This is a genomic window from Sphingobium sp. TCM1, assembly GCF_001650725.1.
In the GTDB taxonomy this organism is placed as follows: Bacteria; Pseudomonadota; Alphaproteobacteria; order Sphingomonadales; family Sphingomonadaceae; genus Sphingobium.
This window is the reverse complement of record NZ_LXVX01000011.1, coordinates 216,736-233,836: the sequence shown is the minus strand read 5'-3', so window position 1 is coordinate 233,836 and position 17,101 is coordinate 216,736. Positions and strand designations below refer to the sequence as shown.

Genomic DNA, 17,101 nt, shown 5'->3' with positions numbered 1-17,101 from the left:
CTGGAAAGCGAAATCGCAGCTGGGCCGGATCCTGCGTGCCACCGCGCTCCAGCCGGAACGCGTTGGCGCGCATCAGGACAAGCCAAAGCGCTCAGTCGCGGAAGAAACTGAGCGTCGTCATATGGTAGATGGTCGCGACCTTCTGGCCGGTGAGGCTCAGATCGCCTTTCTCCTCCTGCGTCGCGGAGAGGATGTAGCGCCCCTTGTCCTTGAGCGGCAGCGCGACCCGGCCCTGCGCATCGGTGGTGAAGGCTCTCGACCATTTCTCCGGGGTGATGGCGGTCAGCTTCGCGCCCGCCACCGGCTTGCCGTCGCGGATAAGGATGAAGCTGTCGGCGCCCGGCGCGGTCGGCACGATCTCCAGCGGCAATACAGCCTTCGTCTCGTTGCGGCCGGCGCGGGCATAATAGATGACGCCCTCCTTCTTGCCTTCCTCGCCCCATGGCGCGAACACGCTGTCATCGGTCACGCGGACATCGCCCGCAGGCGCGGCCACCTCGATATAGCCGGTCTTGCGCAGTTGCGGCGCCTGCCCGGCGGGAACCAGGCGCGGGGCCTTCAGCTTCTCGAACTCGGGGTCGCCACCCTCGGGCAGCACCTCGCCCGGTTCGCCCAGATAGATGCGCGCCGGACCGGCGCCGTCGCGCTCGACCCAGATTTCATGCGCCTGCGCCAGCGCCGGGAGGAACGCGATCGCCAGCAGGGCGCTTGTCCATTTCAGCATAGTCTCTCTCCGTTCAGAACCGATAGCCGATCGTGCCCATCACATTGCGCGGCGCGCCCATGAAGCAGTCGCCGCGCGCCAGGCAGGACGCATAATATTGGTTGTTCAGCAGGTTGGTCGCGTTGATCGCAAAGCGCCAGTTCTGCCAGTCGATCTCCGCGAGAGCGTCGACCGTGGTGCGGGACGGCGTGACGATCGTGTAGAGCGTACCGGCAGGAATGGCGGGATTGAGGCCATAGGGGTCGATCGCTCCGGTCGACTTGCTCTTGCCGCTATAGACGGCGCCCGCGCCGAGCCTCAGTCGCGCGCCCCCCACGACACCGAAGCTCTTGGTCGACCAGATCGACGCGGTGTGGCGCGGCATATAGTCGAGGCTGCTGTTCACTTCGGACTTGAGCTTGTTGTAGCCATAATTGACCAGCAGTTCGAAATCGCCGGGCAGGCGGTGGCTTGCTTCTAACTCCACACCCTTCGTGGTCAGTTCACCAGACTGGGTGACGACGTCATTGGGCAGATAGAGGACACGGTTGCGCTCCTTGATGTGGAAGGCCGTGATGGTGACGAGCGTGTCGCGTTCGGGCTGCCACTTCACGCCCGCCTCGAACTGGGTGCCGGTCTGCGGCCTGAATGGGTCGCCATCGCTGTTGGCGCCGGCGATCGGCAGGAAGCTCTCCGTGTAGCTGAAGAAGGGAGAGAAGCCCGCGCCGATTTCGCCGATGATGCCGGCGCGGAAAGTGGTTGCGTTGTCTTCCTGCCCCGTCGAGTTGGTGACATGATCCCGCCGCGCGCCCAGCACGAGGGAGACGCGGTCGAAGAAGCGGATCTGGTCCTGCACATAGACGCCGAGTTGCTTCTGCGAATCATAAGCGAATGGGCCGGTCGGTGCGTAGGCCGCCAGCGCATCATAATCGATGTCGTACAGGTCGACGATCTCTGTCGCACCATAGGTGGTGCGCTTGCCGACCCTGTTCCAGCTATAATCAAGACCGACGAGTAGCTTATGTGTGATATTTGCGCCCGTGTCGAAGCTGAACTGAAGATTATTGTCGGTCGAAAAGACGTTCATCTTCGCGTCGCCGGCACTGGAATAGAGGCCGATCGTCCGACCGTCCGTCCCGTAGACCGAGAATGGATCGGTCGGATAAGTGTAGCTGTCCGCATAATGGGTGTAATATTCGAGGTCGCTGTCGATATAGCGGGCCTTGAGGCTAAGCCGGACCTTGTCCGAAAAATCATGGGTGATCGAGCCGCCGCCCTGGAGCGAGCGGCCATTGTAACGATCCCAGCCCGGCTTGCCGACAAATGTATATTGATCGAGCGTGCCCGCAGGATAGGCTGTGTTCGGGCGGAACGTGCCCACGATCGGCAGGAACTGGGAGGTCGATCCGGTGTCATCCTCCTGATAGAGGCCGGTCAGCACTACATCGGTGTCGGGCGTGGGCTGCCAGCGGATCGACGGCGCGAACATCACACGATCGTCGGGGACATGATCGACATAGGTGTCGGCATCGCGAACGCGGCCGACGACGCGGACCGCCAGATTGTCCGCCAGCGCGACATTGACGTCGCCCATCGCCTCCTTGCGGTCATAGCTGCCGTAGACGAGGTTGATTTCACCGCCCGTCCTGAACTCCGGCGTCTTGGAGACGAGATTGACCAAGCCGCCGATCGACCCTTGGCCGAACAGCACCGATGCCGGGCCGCGCACGATTTCGACCCGAGAGAAATTATAGGGATCGGATGTGATGCTGGCATAATAACTGAAAATGTCGCGCATCCCGTCGCGAAACTGCAAGGCGTCGATGCCGCGCACGTTGAAGCCGTCCACGCGGGTATCGCGACCATAGGGATTGGCCAGCACGCCGGCGGCATATTTGACCGTGTCGCTGATGCTGATCGCGCCCTGCGCGATGAACTGGTCGGAGGTGATGACGGTAATCGGCTGCGGCAATTCGATCAGGGGCGTTTCGGTCTTGGTCCCCGCATTGGCTGCGGTGACGACGATCTGGCCCTCATCGCCCGACGCGTCGGCAGCGACCTCTTCCGCGTGAGCAGCCGTGCCACACAATGCGATCGCGGCCGCCCCGCTCAATGCCCATAGTCGAAAATTCATCTGATTTCCCCTGTTGCGACTCATTTGCGCTCGCAAGTAGCGCTAATGCGACAAATTCGCAAACAGCGGAAATATTTTATGTCGAGACGGGCGATATGCGGCGACCAGGATCGCCGCATATGCAATGGCTAACGCAACCCCGCGTCAGTCGCCGTAGCGCACGCCCAGCTGCTCCAGATAGCTGCCATATCTGGCCGGATCATAATAATATTTCTCCATCTCCGGCCGCAACTCGTTCATTATCCTCTCGTTGCGATGAATGGCCGGCTGGTCGTCGGGGGCCAGGACCGGATCATATTTCTGGGTCTTGAGCTGGACGTCCCGGAAATAGGTCTTGGCGCTGGCCAGCAGCTTGGGATCGGTCATCAGGTCTATGACGGTCATCGCAACCGCCTTGGCGCCCGCGACCGTGCCCTTGTGCGCGATCGGCGTCGCCATCGCCATGGCGGCCGTGGCGTGGTGGAAGATGATGTTGGGGACGTTGGCGGGATAATTGATAGTAATGGTCGGCACGCTCCACATCACGTCGCCAATATCGTCCGAACCTCCTAAGCCGCCGCCCGCACCGCGCGTTTCAGGTTTCGAGAGCGGCGTGATGCTCGTCGCGAGCGGCTGCACCTTCAGCCCGTTGTTAACCTGCACCGCCTTGGCGAAGGCCTGGTCGGCGGAGGACCATTGGGGCATCCCCACCGCCTTGATATTGGCATAGGCGGCTTCCGCCATCGGCTTGTTGCCGAAATTGGGCGCGGCATAGCCGAGTATCGTCCGCTTGACGCTGGTGCCGGTGGCCTGCGCCGCCGCCTCCGCCACGCTGGTGCCGGTTTCGTAGAGCGAACGGACGGCAGCGAAATCCTTGTCGCGGAAATAATACCAGACCGACGCCTTGTCAGGCACGACATTGGGCTGGCCGCCGCCATTGGTGATGACGTCGTGCGACCGCTGGGTGAGCGGCAGATGTTCGCGCCGGAAATTCCAGGCCACATCCATATATTCCACCGCGTCAAGGGCGCTGCGCCCTTCCCATGGCATGGCGGCCGAATGGGCGGTCTTGCCGCTGAACTCATATTCGACCGACACCATGCCGTTCAGGCCAAGGTCGCCATAGGCCGTGCCGAAACCCGTGTTCACATGGCCGAAGATGCAGGCGTCGACATCCTTGAACATGCCCGCCCGCACGTAGAAGGCCTTGGTCGCCAGCAGTTCCTCCGCAACGCCGGGCCACAGCATGAGCCGCCCCTTGATCCCATTATCCTGCATGACTTTCTTAGCCGCCAGCGCTGCGGCGATCATCATCGGCATACCCGAATTATGACCCTCGCCATGGCCAGGCGCTCCCGCGACGATCGGCTTGACGGTAGGAACACCCGGCATCTGCGACACGCCCAGCAAATCGTCTATGTCGCTACCCAGAGCGATCATCGGGCCGCTTTCCCCCCAGGTCGCGGTGAAGGCGGTGGGGATGCCCGCGACGCCTCTGGTCACGGTGAAGCCATTGTCCTCCAATATCTTCGCCAGATATTCGGAGGTGCGGATTTCCTGGAAGCCCGGCTCGGCGAAGCTGAAGACCTGGTCGACCATGACCTGGATCTGCTTGGCCTGGGCCTCCACCCCCGCGGCGGCCTGCGCCTTCATCGTCTGGGGTGAGGCCCCCTGCGCGGGCATGGAAAGCGCCGCCGCCGACAGGGCGAGGGCAAGTGCGATGGTGCGACCCAAAGGCTGCGTCCTCTTCATGAATGGAGCGTAGGAGATCATTGCGGCGTCAGAGTCGGATATTTGACGCCCAACTGTTCGAGATAGGTCTCATATTTGGTTGGATCGTAATAATATTTCTCCATCTGCGGCCGCATGAGCTGCATCGTCTTTTCGTTGAGCCAGATGGCGGGCTTGTCCTGCTCCGTGAGGACAGGGGCATAGCTGTCGGTCTTGAGCTGCACGTCCTTGAAATAGGTCTTGGCGTCGGCCACGAGCTTGGGCGTGGTCATGAGGTCCAGCACCGTCATCGCCAGCGCCTTCGCGCCCGCAACCGCCCCCTTGTGCGCGATCGGCGTCGCCATGGCGATGGCGGAAGTCACATTATGGCCGATCATGTTGGGGATGTTGGAAGGGAAGCGGATGGTGATGGTCGGCACCGTCCACATGATATCGCCAATGTCATCCGACCCGCCACCAGTCGATGGCTTGCGGTTTTCCGGCGTCGACAACTCGCCGATTTCGGTGCGCAGTGGCTCAACCTTGCGCTGATTGGCTTCCTGCACCGCCTTGGCGAAGGCCTGGTCGTCGGCCGACCATTGGGGCATTCCCACCGCCTTGATATTGGCGTAGGCCGCCTCGGCCATCGGCTTGTTGCCGAAATTGGGCGCGGCATAGCCCAGAACCTGACGCGTCACGGTGGTTCCGCTGGCCTTGGCCGCCGCTTCGGACAGGGTGTTGCCCAGGTCGTACAGGTCGCGGATCGACTTGAAGTCGCGCTCCCGGAAATAATACCAGACCGACGCCTTGTCCGGCACCACGTTCGGCTGACCACCCCCGTTGGAGATGATATAGTGCGACCGCTGGGTGATCGGCAGATGCTCCCGCCGCATGTTCCAGGCGACGTCCATCAGTTCCACGCCGTCGAGCGCGCTGCGCCCTTCCCACGGCATCCCTGCCGAATGGGCGGTCTTGCCGTGGAACGTATATTCCACAGACACCATCCCGTTATTGCCCATCTCGCCGTAGCCGGTGTTGAAGTCGTTGCTCACATGGGTGAAGATGCAGGCATCGACATCCTTGAACAGGCCGTCGCGGACATAATAGGCCTTCGTCGCCAGCAATTCCTCCGCGACGCCGGGCCAGAGCATCAGGCGGCCGGGGATCCTGTTCTTCTCCATCACCTGCTTGACCGCGATGGCAGCGGCGATGACCAGCGGCATCCCCGCATTGTGCCCCTCGCCATGGCCCGGCGCGCCTTCCACCAGCGGCTTGATATTGGGGATGCCGGGAATCTGCGACACGCCCAGCACGTCGTCGATATCGCTGCCCAGCGCGATCAGCGGGCCGCCTTCCCCCCAGGTCGCGGTGAAGGCGGTCGGGATGCCCGCGACCCCGCGCGTCACGGTAAAGCCGTTCTGCTCCAGTATCTTCGTCAGATATTCGGATGTCTTGACTTCCTGGAAGCCAGGTTCGGCAAAGCTGAACACCTGGTCCACCATCACCTGCACCTGCTTGGCCTGCGCATCGACGGCGGCTGCAGCGGCGGTCTTCATCGCCTTGGGCGCGGCGGCCTGCGCGACCGGAGTCAGCAGCGTGCTGGCGAGCGCAAGGCTGGCGGCGATCGTCTTCATGCGTGTCATGGGATGTTACCCTTTGTCGGTCTTAGAATTGGAACTTGGCGGAGACGCGGAAGGAGCGGCCGATCACCTCATAGCGACCCCGGCTGGTCTGGGCGTAGGCAGGAACATTGTTGCCGTCCGGGCCGTTGCCGATCAGTTCCGGATCACGGTCGAGCAGATTGTTGACGATGAAGGTCAGCTTGCCGTTGCCGCCATAGGCCTTGAACTTCACACCGATCGAAGCGTCGAAGTAGATGGCGCCGTCGATATGGTTGTCATTGATCGTGCGATATTGCGTCGTCGACGCCGGGCAGGCGCTGGTGCATTCGATATAATCGTTGCCATAAACCCCATCGCTGAAGCCGCGCGCCACCAGATTGACGGTGAAGGGATCGGCTTCATAGAAAGCGCTGACGCGATAGACCCAGTCGGGCGAGCTGTAGGTGCCGGCCAGCGATCCGCCGTTCACCCCGGCATAATCGATCGGGAAGCTGATGCCGTTGTCGATAACATTCTCGATATAATGGGTCACCGCCGAATGAAGCGTGAAGGTGCCGGGCAGGCTGTCCGAAATATCGGACAGCGGCAGGCGGTAGCTCGCCTCGATGTCGAAGCCCTTGGTGGTCTGCTTGGCGAAGTTGATCGGCTGAAGGACGATGCTGGTCAGCGTGCTGCCATTGAAGATGATGTTGCTGCAATAGGAGGAAATGCCCTCCGCATAGCAGAGGTCGACCGTATCCTGCGCGGTGACGTTGCCGATCGCCTTGTCGATCTTGATCGCATAATAGTCGAAGGACGCGGAGAAGCCGGGCAGGAAGCTGGGCGTCAGCACCGCCCCCAGCGTCCAGCTGTCGGCGACCTCCGGCTTCAGATTGGGATTGCCGACCTGGTTCTGCACGAATTGCAGCGATCCGGTCGCGGGAGCATTGGCGCCGGTCGGGATGATGACCGTGTTGGTGCGCGCGGTGCCGGCCGCGAACAGTTCCTGAAGGTTGGGCGCCCGGATGTCATGGCTGATATTGCCGCGCAGACGGACATCGCGGATCGGCTGGAAAGTCGCGCCGAGCTTCCAGGTCTGGACCGATCCGGACGTCGAATAATCGGTGAAGCGCCCCGCGGCGTTGACGTTCAGCCCCTTGACCACCGGCAAGTCGACTTCCAGGAAGCCTTCCTTCACATTATAGTCGCCCTTGTTGACCAGGAAATTTCCGTAGAGCCAGCCTGAATTGAACTGCGGGTCGACCTTGCCGTCGATCTGCTCCTTGCGCCATTCCGCGCCGAATGCCACGGCGGCCGCGCCGCCGGGCAGGTCGAACACTTCGCCGCTGAAGCTGAGCGCCGCCACATCCTGCTTGATCGTCTGTTCGCGCTGCGGCTGCTCGGCGCCATAGATATAGGCCAGCGCTTCGGCCGACGGCCCCATGGTGCCGAGGCGGTTGATCGGCACGCAGCCATTGGTCGGATCGGTCAGCGTGGAGCGGCAGACGATGCTGCCATTGGGCGCGAACACCGCATCCTGCGCCAACGCCATGCGGGCGTTGTTCCAGGTGTTGGTCAGCTCCTCATGCGCCTTGGTGACGCCATGCTGATAATAGCCGTTCCATTCCCATTTGCGATCGAACAGCTCGAACTGCCCTTCAGCGCCGCCAACGAAGCGATAGACTTCTCGCTTGATGTCGCTGCCGGGCACGGGGAAGCCGGCATTGCTGGTCCCCATGGTGAAGGAGGTTAACCCCTGCGCCGCCATCTGCGCGGCGACCTGCGGATAATAGGTGCGCAGATAGGCATTGTCGGACCGGATGGTGACACCGGTGCTGGGCGTCTGCTGATAATAGCTGCGGCTGGTCGAACGATTATAGGCGAATTGGCCGTAAATGGTGATTTCCGGCGCGATGTCGAAGGCGGTACGGTTGAAGAAGCTCAGCCGTTCGTCATGCGGGACCAGCGAGTTGGTGCCGACATGACCGGCCAGCGTCACATCGGTGTCGCCGCCGACCATCCAGGGGCTGAGTACGGTGCCATAGGTCAGTTGCCCGGTCTGCCCCGCGCCCAGGAAATAGGTGCCGCGCAGCGGACCCGCGCCGATCAGGCCGCCGGTCGTATAGCCCGAAGGTCCAAAGCCCGACCCCACCAGCCGCTGTGGTTGACCATTGGTCCCATTGTAAGCGGGATTGTTGATCATGAAATAGCCGCTGTCGTTCCAGTCGCGGTCGATCGTGTCGACGCCGATCTGCTTGAAATATTCGCCGTTGAACAGCATGTGCAGCCGGTCGTCGAGCAGCGACAGGCCCGCGCTGGCCGTGATCTTGTAGTTGCGGCCGTCGCCATAGGTGCTGATGCCCTGGTCGACGCCGATGCGGAACCCCTTGAACCCCTTGTCGAGGACGAAGTTGACGACGCCGCCGACCGCGTCCGAGCCATAGGCCGCCGATGCGCCGCCGGTGACGACCTCGACCCGCTCGACCAGATCCTGCGGGATGGTGTTGATGTCGACCACGCCGCCCACGGTCGAGGCGACCGAGCGCTGGCCGTCGAGCAGCACGAGCGTGCGCCCGACGCCCAGGCCGCGCAGGCTGATCGAGTTGATGCCGGCGCCGGCATTGGACAACCCGCCCGACGAGGAGCCGGACGTGCCGCTACCCGCGATCGAGGGAAGCTGGTTCACGAAGTCCGAAATATTGGCCGGTGCCTGCGCGACGATGTCGGCCTTGCTCATCACCGCCACGGGGGTCGGCGCGCTGTAACCGTCGCGCACGATGCGAGTGCCGGTGACGACAATCTGGTCCTCGGCGGCTTCCTGCTGCGGCGCGGCTGCGACCGTTGCGTCCTGCGCGAATGTCGGCGTGGCAGATACCGCAATCAGCGCGGCAGTCGCTTTCAGCAAGTTGCGACCCAACTGGCGACGGCGGTCGAAATTATAGCCCGGCACGATATGCGTCATTGTCTTTCCCCTGTAAGCGCGTCCAGTCGGGCCTTTCATCCTCCTCCGGTCATGCGTCAGGGATCGCGCCTTGCAGGCACGCATTCGCCAGGGGCAGGCGCTCTTTCGAATCTCGACTTGTCCCCCGGATGTGACCCCGTATATGGCCCCGGTTTTCCGGGCACCTGCGCTAACCCTTGTCCCGGCGGCCGCTTGTCCCTCCTGCGGGCCTGCCGATGACTTGGCGATGGTACACAAGAGCCGTTAGCGCTTCCCGCGAAACTCGGCAGGAAAGCCGGCTAATATTGATCGATTCCGATGCGTACAGACTGATACGCGTCATAATCCTGCGCGTCGCCCCGCCCTTGCATTACTGATTCGTCCTTCACCGCAGCCCCTCGAACAACGCGGGCGGGACATTGCGCTGGGCCACCGGGCGCATCACGAAGCTGCTGCGGATCTTGGCGACATGCGGCAGGGTCGATAATTCCTTGCGATAGACACGGTCATAATCGTCGAAGGACCGGACATGGACCGTCATCATGAAATCCGTGTCGCCCGACACGAAGCTGCAATAGCTCATAGACGGACATTTCACGACCGCTTCCTCGAACTCGGTCAGCACCTGTTCGGTCTGCGACACCAGTTCGATCGATACGTGAACGACGATGCCGAAGCCCAGGCGGACAAGGTCGGGACTGGCGGCATAGCGCGGCACCATGCCCCGTTCCTCCAATATCTTGCGACGGCGGGCGGCGGCGGTACTCGACAGATGCACGCGCTCGCCCAGCGCGACATCGGAAATCCGCCCATCCTCAACGATCTCGCGCAGCAGGCGCAGGTCGGTGCGATCCAGTTCAAGCTCGTGGAATTCCGTCACGAAACGCCTCCATCCTGTTGAAAATCATCAATTTCGCTGTCGATTGCTTACGAATATGCCGACATGCTCAACGGATCGCATGATATGATCCGCCATAGGTCGTGACGCGACCGGCGTAAAAAAGGGAAATCCATGAAATTATCGCGACGGATGACGAGCATGGCTTCGGCCGGGGCGATCGCTTTGGCGGCGGGTGCGATCGCCACTCCCGCCCGCGCAGAGCCGGTTCCCATCGCCAGCTCCGCCGACGGCGCCCTGCTGCCGGTCCGGGTCGACATGGCCGACGGCCGCATCCTGCTGACCCTGCCCGCGCCCGATGCGCAAGGCGTGTCCGGCCGCTTCCTCTATACCGGATCGATCAAGACCGGCCTTGGCTCCGCGCCGATCCGCATCGATCGCGGGATGCAGGGCGAAACCCAGCTGCTCGCCTTCCGCCGGTTGGGCAGGAAGGTCGCGATCACCTATGAAAATCCCCGCTACCGCGCCACCGGCGACGCCGACGTGCAGCGCGGCGGCACCAACAGCTTTCCGTTCAGCACGGTGGCGATGCTCGATGTGATCGCGCCCGCTGCTGGCGGCGGCGTCACGATCGACATCGCGCCGTTCCTCACGAGCGACACGATGAAACTGGCCGATGCCCTCAACGCCAACGGCAAGGGGTTCAAGCTGGCCGAAAAGCTCAGCGCCGCCGATCCGGCATCGGTCAAGGTCTTTCCCGACAATATCGAGATGGAGGCGATCCAGACCTTCGCCTCCGACACGCCGGGTCAGGAGGTCGACACGATCGCGCCCGACGGGCGGCAGGTCAGCTTCACCGTGCATCATTCGCTCGTGCGCCTGCCCGCGCCCGGATTTCGTCCGCGCCGGTTCGACATAAGGTCGGGCAGCCACGCGACCCAGGCCTATGACTTCGGCAGCAAGCTGGGCGACCCGGTCATGGTGCAGTTCGCCAACCGCTTCCGCCTCGACAAGATCGACCCGTCCGCCCCGCGGTCGCGCGTGAAGAAACCGATCCTCTTCTACATCGACAACAGCGCGCCCGAACCGATCCGCACCGCCCTCGCCGAAGGCGTCGCCTGGTGGAACCAGGCCTTCGATGCGGCGGGCTATGTCGATGCCTTCCAGGTAAAGATCCTGCCGCCGGGCGTCGATCCGCAGGATGTGCGCTACAATGTCGTCAACTGGACCAACCGCCAGACCCGAAGCTGGTCCTATGGCGGCGGGGTGATCGATCCCCGCACGGGCGAGATCATCAAGGGCAATGTCGTGCTGGGGTCGCTCCGGCTGCGGCAGGACATCATCCTGTATGAAGGGCTGGTCGGCACGGCCCAGAATGACAGCGGCGGCGCCAATGATGCCGTCCGCGTCGCGCTGGCCCGCATCCGCCAGCTGGGCGCGCACGAGGTCGGCCATGCCATTGGTTTCGTCCATAATTTCCAGGCCAGCCTCGACGATCGCGCATCGGTGATGGACTATCCCGGACCGCTGGTGAAGATCGCCGACGGCAAGCTGGACCTGTCCGACGCCTATGCCGTGGGTATCGGCAAGTGGGACAAATATACGGTCGACTGGCTCTATGGCGAACCGGCGCCGGGCGCCGATGCCGATGCGGACGCCGCGCGGAAAGCAGAGGCGATCGAGGCGGCAGGTCTCCATTATTCGACCGACATCGACGGCCGCGCATCGGACCTCGCCGTGCCGGGCACGAATATGTGGACAGAGGGCACCGATACGCCCGCCGATCTGGCGCATGTCATGGCGGTGCGCCGGATCGCGCTTGCCAATTTCGGCCCCGCCGTGCTGCGCGCGGGCGAGCCGCTGTCCGACCTGCGGCGCAAATTCGTGCCCGTCTGGCTGTTCCACCGTTATGCCGTGGCGGCGATCGGCAAGATCGTGGGCGGCATCGACTATCGTTATGCCGTCGCCGGCGCGCCCACGCCCGCGCCCACCGTCACCGCCGCCAGCGACCAACGCGCCGCGCTCGACGCGCTGATCGGCACCTTGTCGGCCGACGCGCTGACCGTCTCGCCGCAACTCGCGCTGATGCTCTCTTCGGGGGTCAACGGCAGATCGGACCCCCAATATGATACCGAAATCTTCGACACGGCGGGCGCATCGGCGTTCGATCCGCTGGTCGCGGCCGATGTCGCGGCGCAGGTGACGCTCGAAAGCCTGCTGGCGCCTGCGCGCCTTGCCCGTATCCATATCCAGCATGGCAATGACCCCGCACAGCTCGGCCTGGGCGAGTTGCTCGACCGCTTGCAGGGTGGTGTGATCGACCGGCGCGGATCGGCGGTCGAGCGGCGTATCGCCCATCGCGCCATCCTGTCGATCGCCAGGACGCGCCAGTCGCCCGACACCTCGATCGACGTCGCCGCCATTCTGGACGGTCGGCTGCGGCTGATTGCAGACCGTTTCGCCCAGGCGAAGGGAGAAGGCGAGGATGCGAGTTGGCAGCGCAGCGTGGCGGCGATGCTGCGCGACGACGCACGGCTGGCGAGGGAGATCGGGAAGGCCAGCCGGCCCGAGCCGGTCATTCCGCCGGGGATGCCGATTGGCGGCTGAACCGGCAGGCGCCAAGGGAAGCGGTCAAGGCTTGAACTATGCGCCATTTGGCGCATGATGCGGGCAGCTTCCCTCCGGCCGGATGATGCGCTTCATCGTCGCGTGCCGCCATCAGACGAGACAGATCATGCGATTTTTGCCGGCGATCATCATGGCCAGCCTGGCGCTGGCCTCCTGCGGTAGCCCCGAAACGGCGGAAAAGGCGGAGCCGGCGAACGCAGCGGCCAATGCGGGCGGGGTCGACTATGTCGCCGCCGTCGCCGCCCTGCCGCCGGGGCAGCGCAACGGCGTCTTCCTGCGCGCCGTTCGCGATGCGGGCCTGCCCTGCCAGAAGATCGCGTCGGCAGAGCCGCTGGAAAGCAAGACGACGAACGGCGAATGGAAGGTGCAGTGCGACAGCGGCGACATGCACCTCATCTCCATTCCGCCCAGCGGGCAGGCGATCGTCACCAGCCGAACGGACTGAGCGCGCTTCAGCCAAGCCCAGCCTTCAGCGCGATCATGGCCAGCATGTCGGTGGAGGTGAGGAAGAGCCGGTGCCCTTCCGGGTCGATACAGCAATTGGCGACGGCCTTGCCGGTGCCCACGATGCCCAGCAGCACGCCATCGGCGGTGCAAACATGGACGCCGCCCGGTCCGGTCGCGAACAGATGGCCGTCCCGGCCGACCTTGATCCCGTCCGGCAGGCCGGGCAGTCCCTGCGCGCGCTGCGGCCGCATGTCCCGAAACAGGCGCTGATCGACGGGAAGGCCGCGCACATCGAGCCGGTAGGCGAGCACCTCCGGCTGCTGCTCGTCCGACAGCGCCAGGTAGAGGGTTTGCCCGTCCGGGGAGAGCGCAACGCCATTGGGACGGCGATGGCTCCTGTCGATCAGCACCACCTCTCCATCGGGCGCGAGCCGGTAGAGGCCGCAATGGTCGAGTTCGCGCAGCGGAGAATCGTCGCCTCCGGTCAGTCCATAGGGCGGATCGGTGAAATAGATGACCCCTGACGGCGCGATGCACAGATCATTGGGACTGTTGAACCGCTTGCCCTGGTAGCGATCGGCCAGGATCGTGCGCTGGCGGGTATGCAGGTCGACGCGCACGATGGCGCGCGTTCCGCTGTCGGCCGCCACCAGCGCACCGTCGCGACCGATCGCCAGCCCGTTCAGTCCCGCTTCGCGCTGGCCCGCCGGAACCGGTCCCTGAAGACCCGACGGCGACAGGAAGGGACTGGCCCCTGCCCCTTCCTTCCAGCGATAGACGATATTGGCCGGCGGATCGGCGAAGAGCAGGCAGTCCAGCGCGGGCGCCCAGACCGGCCCTTCGGCCCAGCGGAAGCCGCTCGCCAGCATTGTCACCGATGCCGACGGATCGATGATCGAGTCCAGCGCCGGATCGATCCGCTCGACCCCGCCTACCGGCGCCGCCAGCCCGCGCGTAGTGAACATCGGCAGGCTGACAAGGCCGCGCACAACCGTCCGGCGCGCGATCACGTGCTGATCGCGACATGCCGCCGCTCGGCGGCGGAACGATAAATGGCCTCGATCACCCGCAGGTCGGCCAGCCCCTCCTCGCCCGGCACGATCGGCGTGCCGCCATTCAGGATACACTCGGCCAGATGATCGAGCTGGCCGGCAAACTGGTTCTTCGCCGCCACCGGCAGGATGCGCGGCGCGGTGACGCCATCCTTGCGGATCATCATGCTCTGCCCCGAATAGGGCGTGGCCGGCTCCATGTTGATCCAGCCCTGGGCGCCGATGACGCGATAGCCATTATGGCCCGAACTATAGCTGGAGAGGCAGTTGGCGAGGATGCCGGAGGGGAAGCGCAGCTGGAAACCGATCCGGTCCTCCACCGTCCGGAAGCGCGGGTCCGAACGGTTGGTCGACTCGATCGCGCTCACCTCCACCGGCTCCTCGCCCGTCAGGTAGCGCGCGGCGTTGAGGCTGTAGATGCCGATGTCCATCATCGATCCGCCGCCCGACAGCGCCCGGTCGAGCCGCCACTGGTCCGGCCGGATCGCAAAGCCATGTTCCGCCGTGATCAGCCGCGTGCGACCAACATATCCGCTGCGCGCCAGATCGATGGCGAGGCGGTTGTAGGGTTCGAAGCGCGAGCGATAGCCGATCATCAGCTTCGTCCCCGCCTTGCGGCAGGCGGCAATCATCGCCGCGCACTCGGCCACCGATGTCGCCATCGGCTTTTCACATAGCACATGTTTGCCCGCCTGCGCCGCGCGGACCGCATATTCCGCATGGAGGCTGTTTGGCAGCACGACATAGACCGCGTCGATGTCCGGATTGTCGCGAATGCGCTCGAAATCGGCATAGCTGTAACGATGGGTCGCGGGGATGCCGTATTGCGCGCCATATTGGTCGAGCTTGGCGGGCGTGCCGCTCACCAGCGCGACCAGCCGCGCATGGTCGCATCCGGCGAAGTTGGGCATGACCTGCCGCGTGGCATAGGAGCCCAGGCCGACGATGGCATAGCCAATCCGGCGCGCGGGCGCGGCGCGGCTGCGTCCGTTCATGCCCGCCAGAACCATCCCGGCGCCAAGCCCGCCCAAAAGCGCCCTGCGGGAACCTGTCGCCATGCGAACCTCCCTTCCCTGCTGAATATCGCAGATGTCAGTCCGTCGCGCGGCCCAGCGCCGGCCGCAGCCATCCCAGGTTGCGCGCGGTAATGGCGGCCTGCGTGCGATTGCGGACATTGAGCTTGCGCATCAGCGCTGTCATGTGGACCTTCACCGTGGCCTCCGCCATTCCCAGCTCATAGGCGATCTGCTTGTTGAGCAGCCCGGAATGGACGCAGTGCAGGACCTTCATCTGGGTCGGCGTCAATGGGGCCGGTTCCGGCGTCCCATGGGCCGGGTGATCGAGAATATCGTGCAGATCCGTGGCGAAGTGCATCCGTCCTCTCCCTGTTCGATCCGACATGGGCGCGCCGGCCTCTTTGGCCTGCCGGCTGCATCGGATTCGGTAGCGCTAACGATAAGAGAATCAGTCCGACAGATTCAAGAGAAATTTCCCGATATCGACGATTTTTTTCTAGTTTTGACGGAATTTCTGCCTATACCTGTCCAACAGGTTTTGCGGAACGATCACTCGAATCGGTGAATTTGCGCAGAAGAGAAAGGGGAGAGGATGACGTTACCAGTTCGTCGACCGTCGCCGTTCGGCGTCATGCCGGCCTTCAACGCCATGGACAGGATCATCGCCCGATGACCCCGGCGGACTATCGGCTCGTCCTTTCCGCCATCATCGGCATCGCCCTCTCCATTGCACTCATCATCCGTGGACGGCTCCACCCGTTCGTCGGACTGCTGTGTGGTGCTTTCACCGTGGGGCTGCTCGCCGGCCTGCCGATGGAGGAAACTGCCAAGGCGGTGGAAAAGGGCGCGGGCGCCATATTGGGCGGCACCGGCCTTGTGGTCGCCTTGGGTCTGGGTCTGGGCGCCATGCTGCAATTGTCGGATGGCGCAGGCGGCCTCGCGCGCGGAGCGCTTCACCTGTCGGGCGTGCGGGGCGCTCCCTGGGCCAGCCTGTTCACCGCGATCCTGATCGGCCTGCCGCTCTTCTTCGAAACGGGCCTGGTGCTGCTGCTGCCGATCGTCGCCTCGGCTGCCGCCGCGCTGCCGCAGGGTCAGAATGACGATACCGCCAAACTACGGCTGATGCTGCCCGCGCTTTCGGGCCTATCCGTCGTCCATGCGCTGGTGCCGCCGCATCCGGGGCCATTGCTGGCGGTCAATGCGCTCGGCGCCAATCTGGGCCTCACCCTCGTCTACGGCCTGATCGTCGGCATCCCCACCGCGATCATCGCCGGCCCGCTGCTGGCGCGCTTCACCGCGCCCGGCGTCAGGCTCAGCCCGCCCCTGCTTGATCCGGTAAGGGCCGACGTCCCCACCCCGTCGGTCGGCCGGGCGCTGACGGCCGTGCTGTTGCCGGTGGTGCTGATCGCGGCGGGACAGGCCGTGGCGCTGATGCCGCCGGCGGTCGCCGCGCATTTCCACTGGCTCGGCTGGGTCAGCGATCCGGTGGTGGCGCTGCTGGTGGCGGTGCTGGCCGCCCTCCCCCTGCTCTTCGGCCGCCGCATTACCGACCGCACCATCCAGAACGCGATCTGGACCGAGGCGATGACGCCGGCGGGCGGCATCATCCTGGCGATCGGCGCGGGCGGCGCGCTCAAGCAGGTGCTGGTGACGGCGGGCCTTTCCGACATGCTGGTGCGGCTGGCCGACGGCGGCGCGATCTCGCCGCTGCTGCTTGCCTGGGGCGTATCGGTGTGCATCCGCCTCGCGACCGGGTCGGCAACCGTGGCGACGATCACCACGGCGGGCGTGATGGAGGGGCTGGTCGCCGCATCGGGCGTGGAGCCGGAATGGATGGTGCTCGCCATCGGCGCGGGATCGCTGTTCTTCTCGCACGTCAACGACCCCGGCTTCTGGCTGGTGAAAAGCTATCTGGGCACCGACATGCCCGGCACCTTCAAGACCTGGTCGATCATGGAAACGGTGGTCGCGGTGGTCGGCCTGCTGCTGGTGCTCGTCGCCAGCAGCATCTTCTGAGCAAGGCGCTGCCAGTGCTTGTCCCTGGCGGCATCT

At 64.2% G+C, this 17,101-nt stretch carries 12 protein-coding genes; 3 read left to right on the top strand and 9 right to left on the bottom strand.

Annotation, left to right across the window (positions count from 1 at the left end; translation table 11 throughout):
- Nucleotides 1-91: 91 nt before the first annotated feature.
- The 6 genes from A7Q26_RS08590 to A7Q26_RS08565 form a co-directional block, all read right to left on the bottom strand.
- Nucleotides 92-724, bottom strand: a complete 633-nt coding sequence (locus tag A7Q26_RS08590) for a DUF4198 domain-containing protein (RefSeq protein WP_066858961.1) — start codon at nt 722-724, stop codon at nt 92-94.
- 13 nt (nt 725-737) lie between these two features.
- Nucleotides 738-2,837: a TonB-dependent siderophore receptor gene (locus tag A7Q26_RS08585; protein ID WP_066858960.1), complete on the bottom strand. Its 2,100-nt coding sequence runs from the start codon at nt 2,835-2,837 to the stop codon at nt 738-740.
- A gap of 144 nt (nt 2,838-2,981) precedes the next feature.
- Entirely contained in the window at nt 2,982-4,568 is a 1,587-nt protein-coding gene (locus A7Q26_RS08580; protein ID WP_066858959.1) for an amidohydrolase, read from the bottom strand.
- A 17-nt stretch (nt 4,569-4,585) separates the two neighbouring features.
- On the bottom strand, nt 4,586-6,160 hold the full coding sequence (locus A7Q26_RS08575; RefSeq protein WP_066858958.1) for an amidohydrolase: 1,575 nt from the start codon (nt 6,158-6,160) through the stop codon (nt 4,586-4,588).
- Nucleotides 6,161-6,191: 31 nt separating this feature from the next.
- Entirely contained in the window at nt 6,192-9,089 is a 2,898-nt protein-coding gene (locus A7Q26_RS08570; protein ID WP_084439043.1) for a TonB-dependent receptor plug domain-containing protein, read from the bottom strand.
- Nucleotides 9,090-9,453: 364 nt separating this feature from the next.
- A complete protein-coding gene (locus A7Q26_RS08565) occupies nt 9,454-9,948 on the bottom strand; it encodes an Lrp/AsnC family transcriptional regulator (RefSeq protein ID WP_066858957.1) in 495 nt (164 codons plus the stop codon).
- Between the two features lie 159 nt (nt 9,949-10,107).
- On the opposite strand from A7Q26_RS08565, the gene A7Q26_RS08560 reads away from it, so the two are divergent.
- Together A7Q26_RS08560 and A7Q26_RS08555 are read left to right on the top strand one after the other, a co-directional pair.
- Nucleotides 10,108-12,513, top strand: coding sequence for a zinc-dependent metalloprotease (locus tag A7Q26_RS08560; protein ID WP_232313730.1), 2,406 nt, complete (start codon nt 10,108-10,110; stop codon nt 12,511-12,513).
- Between the two features lie 127 nt (nt 12,514-12,640).
- Entirely contained in the window at nt 12,641-12,979 is a 339-nt protein-coding gene (locus tag A7Q26_RS08555; RefSeq protein ID WP_157102499.1) for a hypothetical protein, read from the top strand.
- 7 nt (nt 12,980-12,986) lie between these two features.
- Here the strand turns inward: A7Q26_RS08555 and A7Q26_RS08550 are convergent, their stop codons facing one another.
- Genes A7Q26_RS08550 through A7Q26_RS08540 form a run of 3 tightly spaced genes read right to left on the bottom strand, consistent with a single transcriptional unit; the run spans nt 12,987 to nt 15,407 of the window.
- Nucleotides 12,987-13,991, bottom strand: coding sequence for an SMP-30/gluconolactonase/LRE family protein (locus A7Q26_RS08550; protein ID WP_066858954.1), 1,005 nt, complete (start codon nt 13,989-13,991; stop codon nt 12,987-12,989).
- Nucleotides 13,988-15,091, bottom strand: a complete 1,104-nt coding sequence (locus A7Q26_RS08545; RefSeq protein ID WP_066858953.1) for a Gfo/Idh/MocA family protein — start codon at nt 15,089-15,091, stop codon at nt 13,988-13,990. The genes A7Q26_RS08550 and A7Q26_RS08545 overlap by 4 nt, the downstream gene beginning before the upstream one ends.
- Nucleotides 15,092-15,125: 34 nt before the next feature.
- Nucleotides 15,126-15,407, bottom strand: a complete 282-nt coding sequence (locus tag A7Q26_RS08540) for a helix-turn-helix domain-containing protein (protein ID WP_066858952.1) — start codon at nt 15,405-15,407, stop codon at nt 15,126-15,128.
- A 311-nt stretch (nt 15,408-15,718) separates the two neighbouring features.
- Between A7Q26_RS08540 and A7Q26_RS08535 the strand changes: the two genes are divergently transcribed.
- Nucleotides 15,719-17,065: a GntP family permease gene (locus A7Q26_RS08535; RefSeq protein WP_066858951.1), complete on the top strand. Its 1,347-nt coding sequence runs from the start codon at nt 15,719-15,721 to the stop codon at nt 17,063-17,065.
- Nucleotides 17,066-17,101 lie beyond the last annotated feature (36 nt).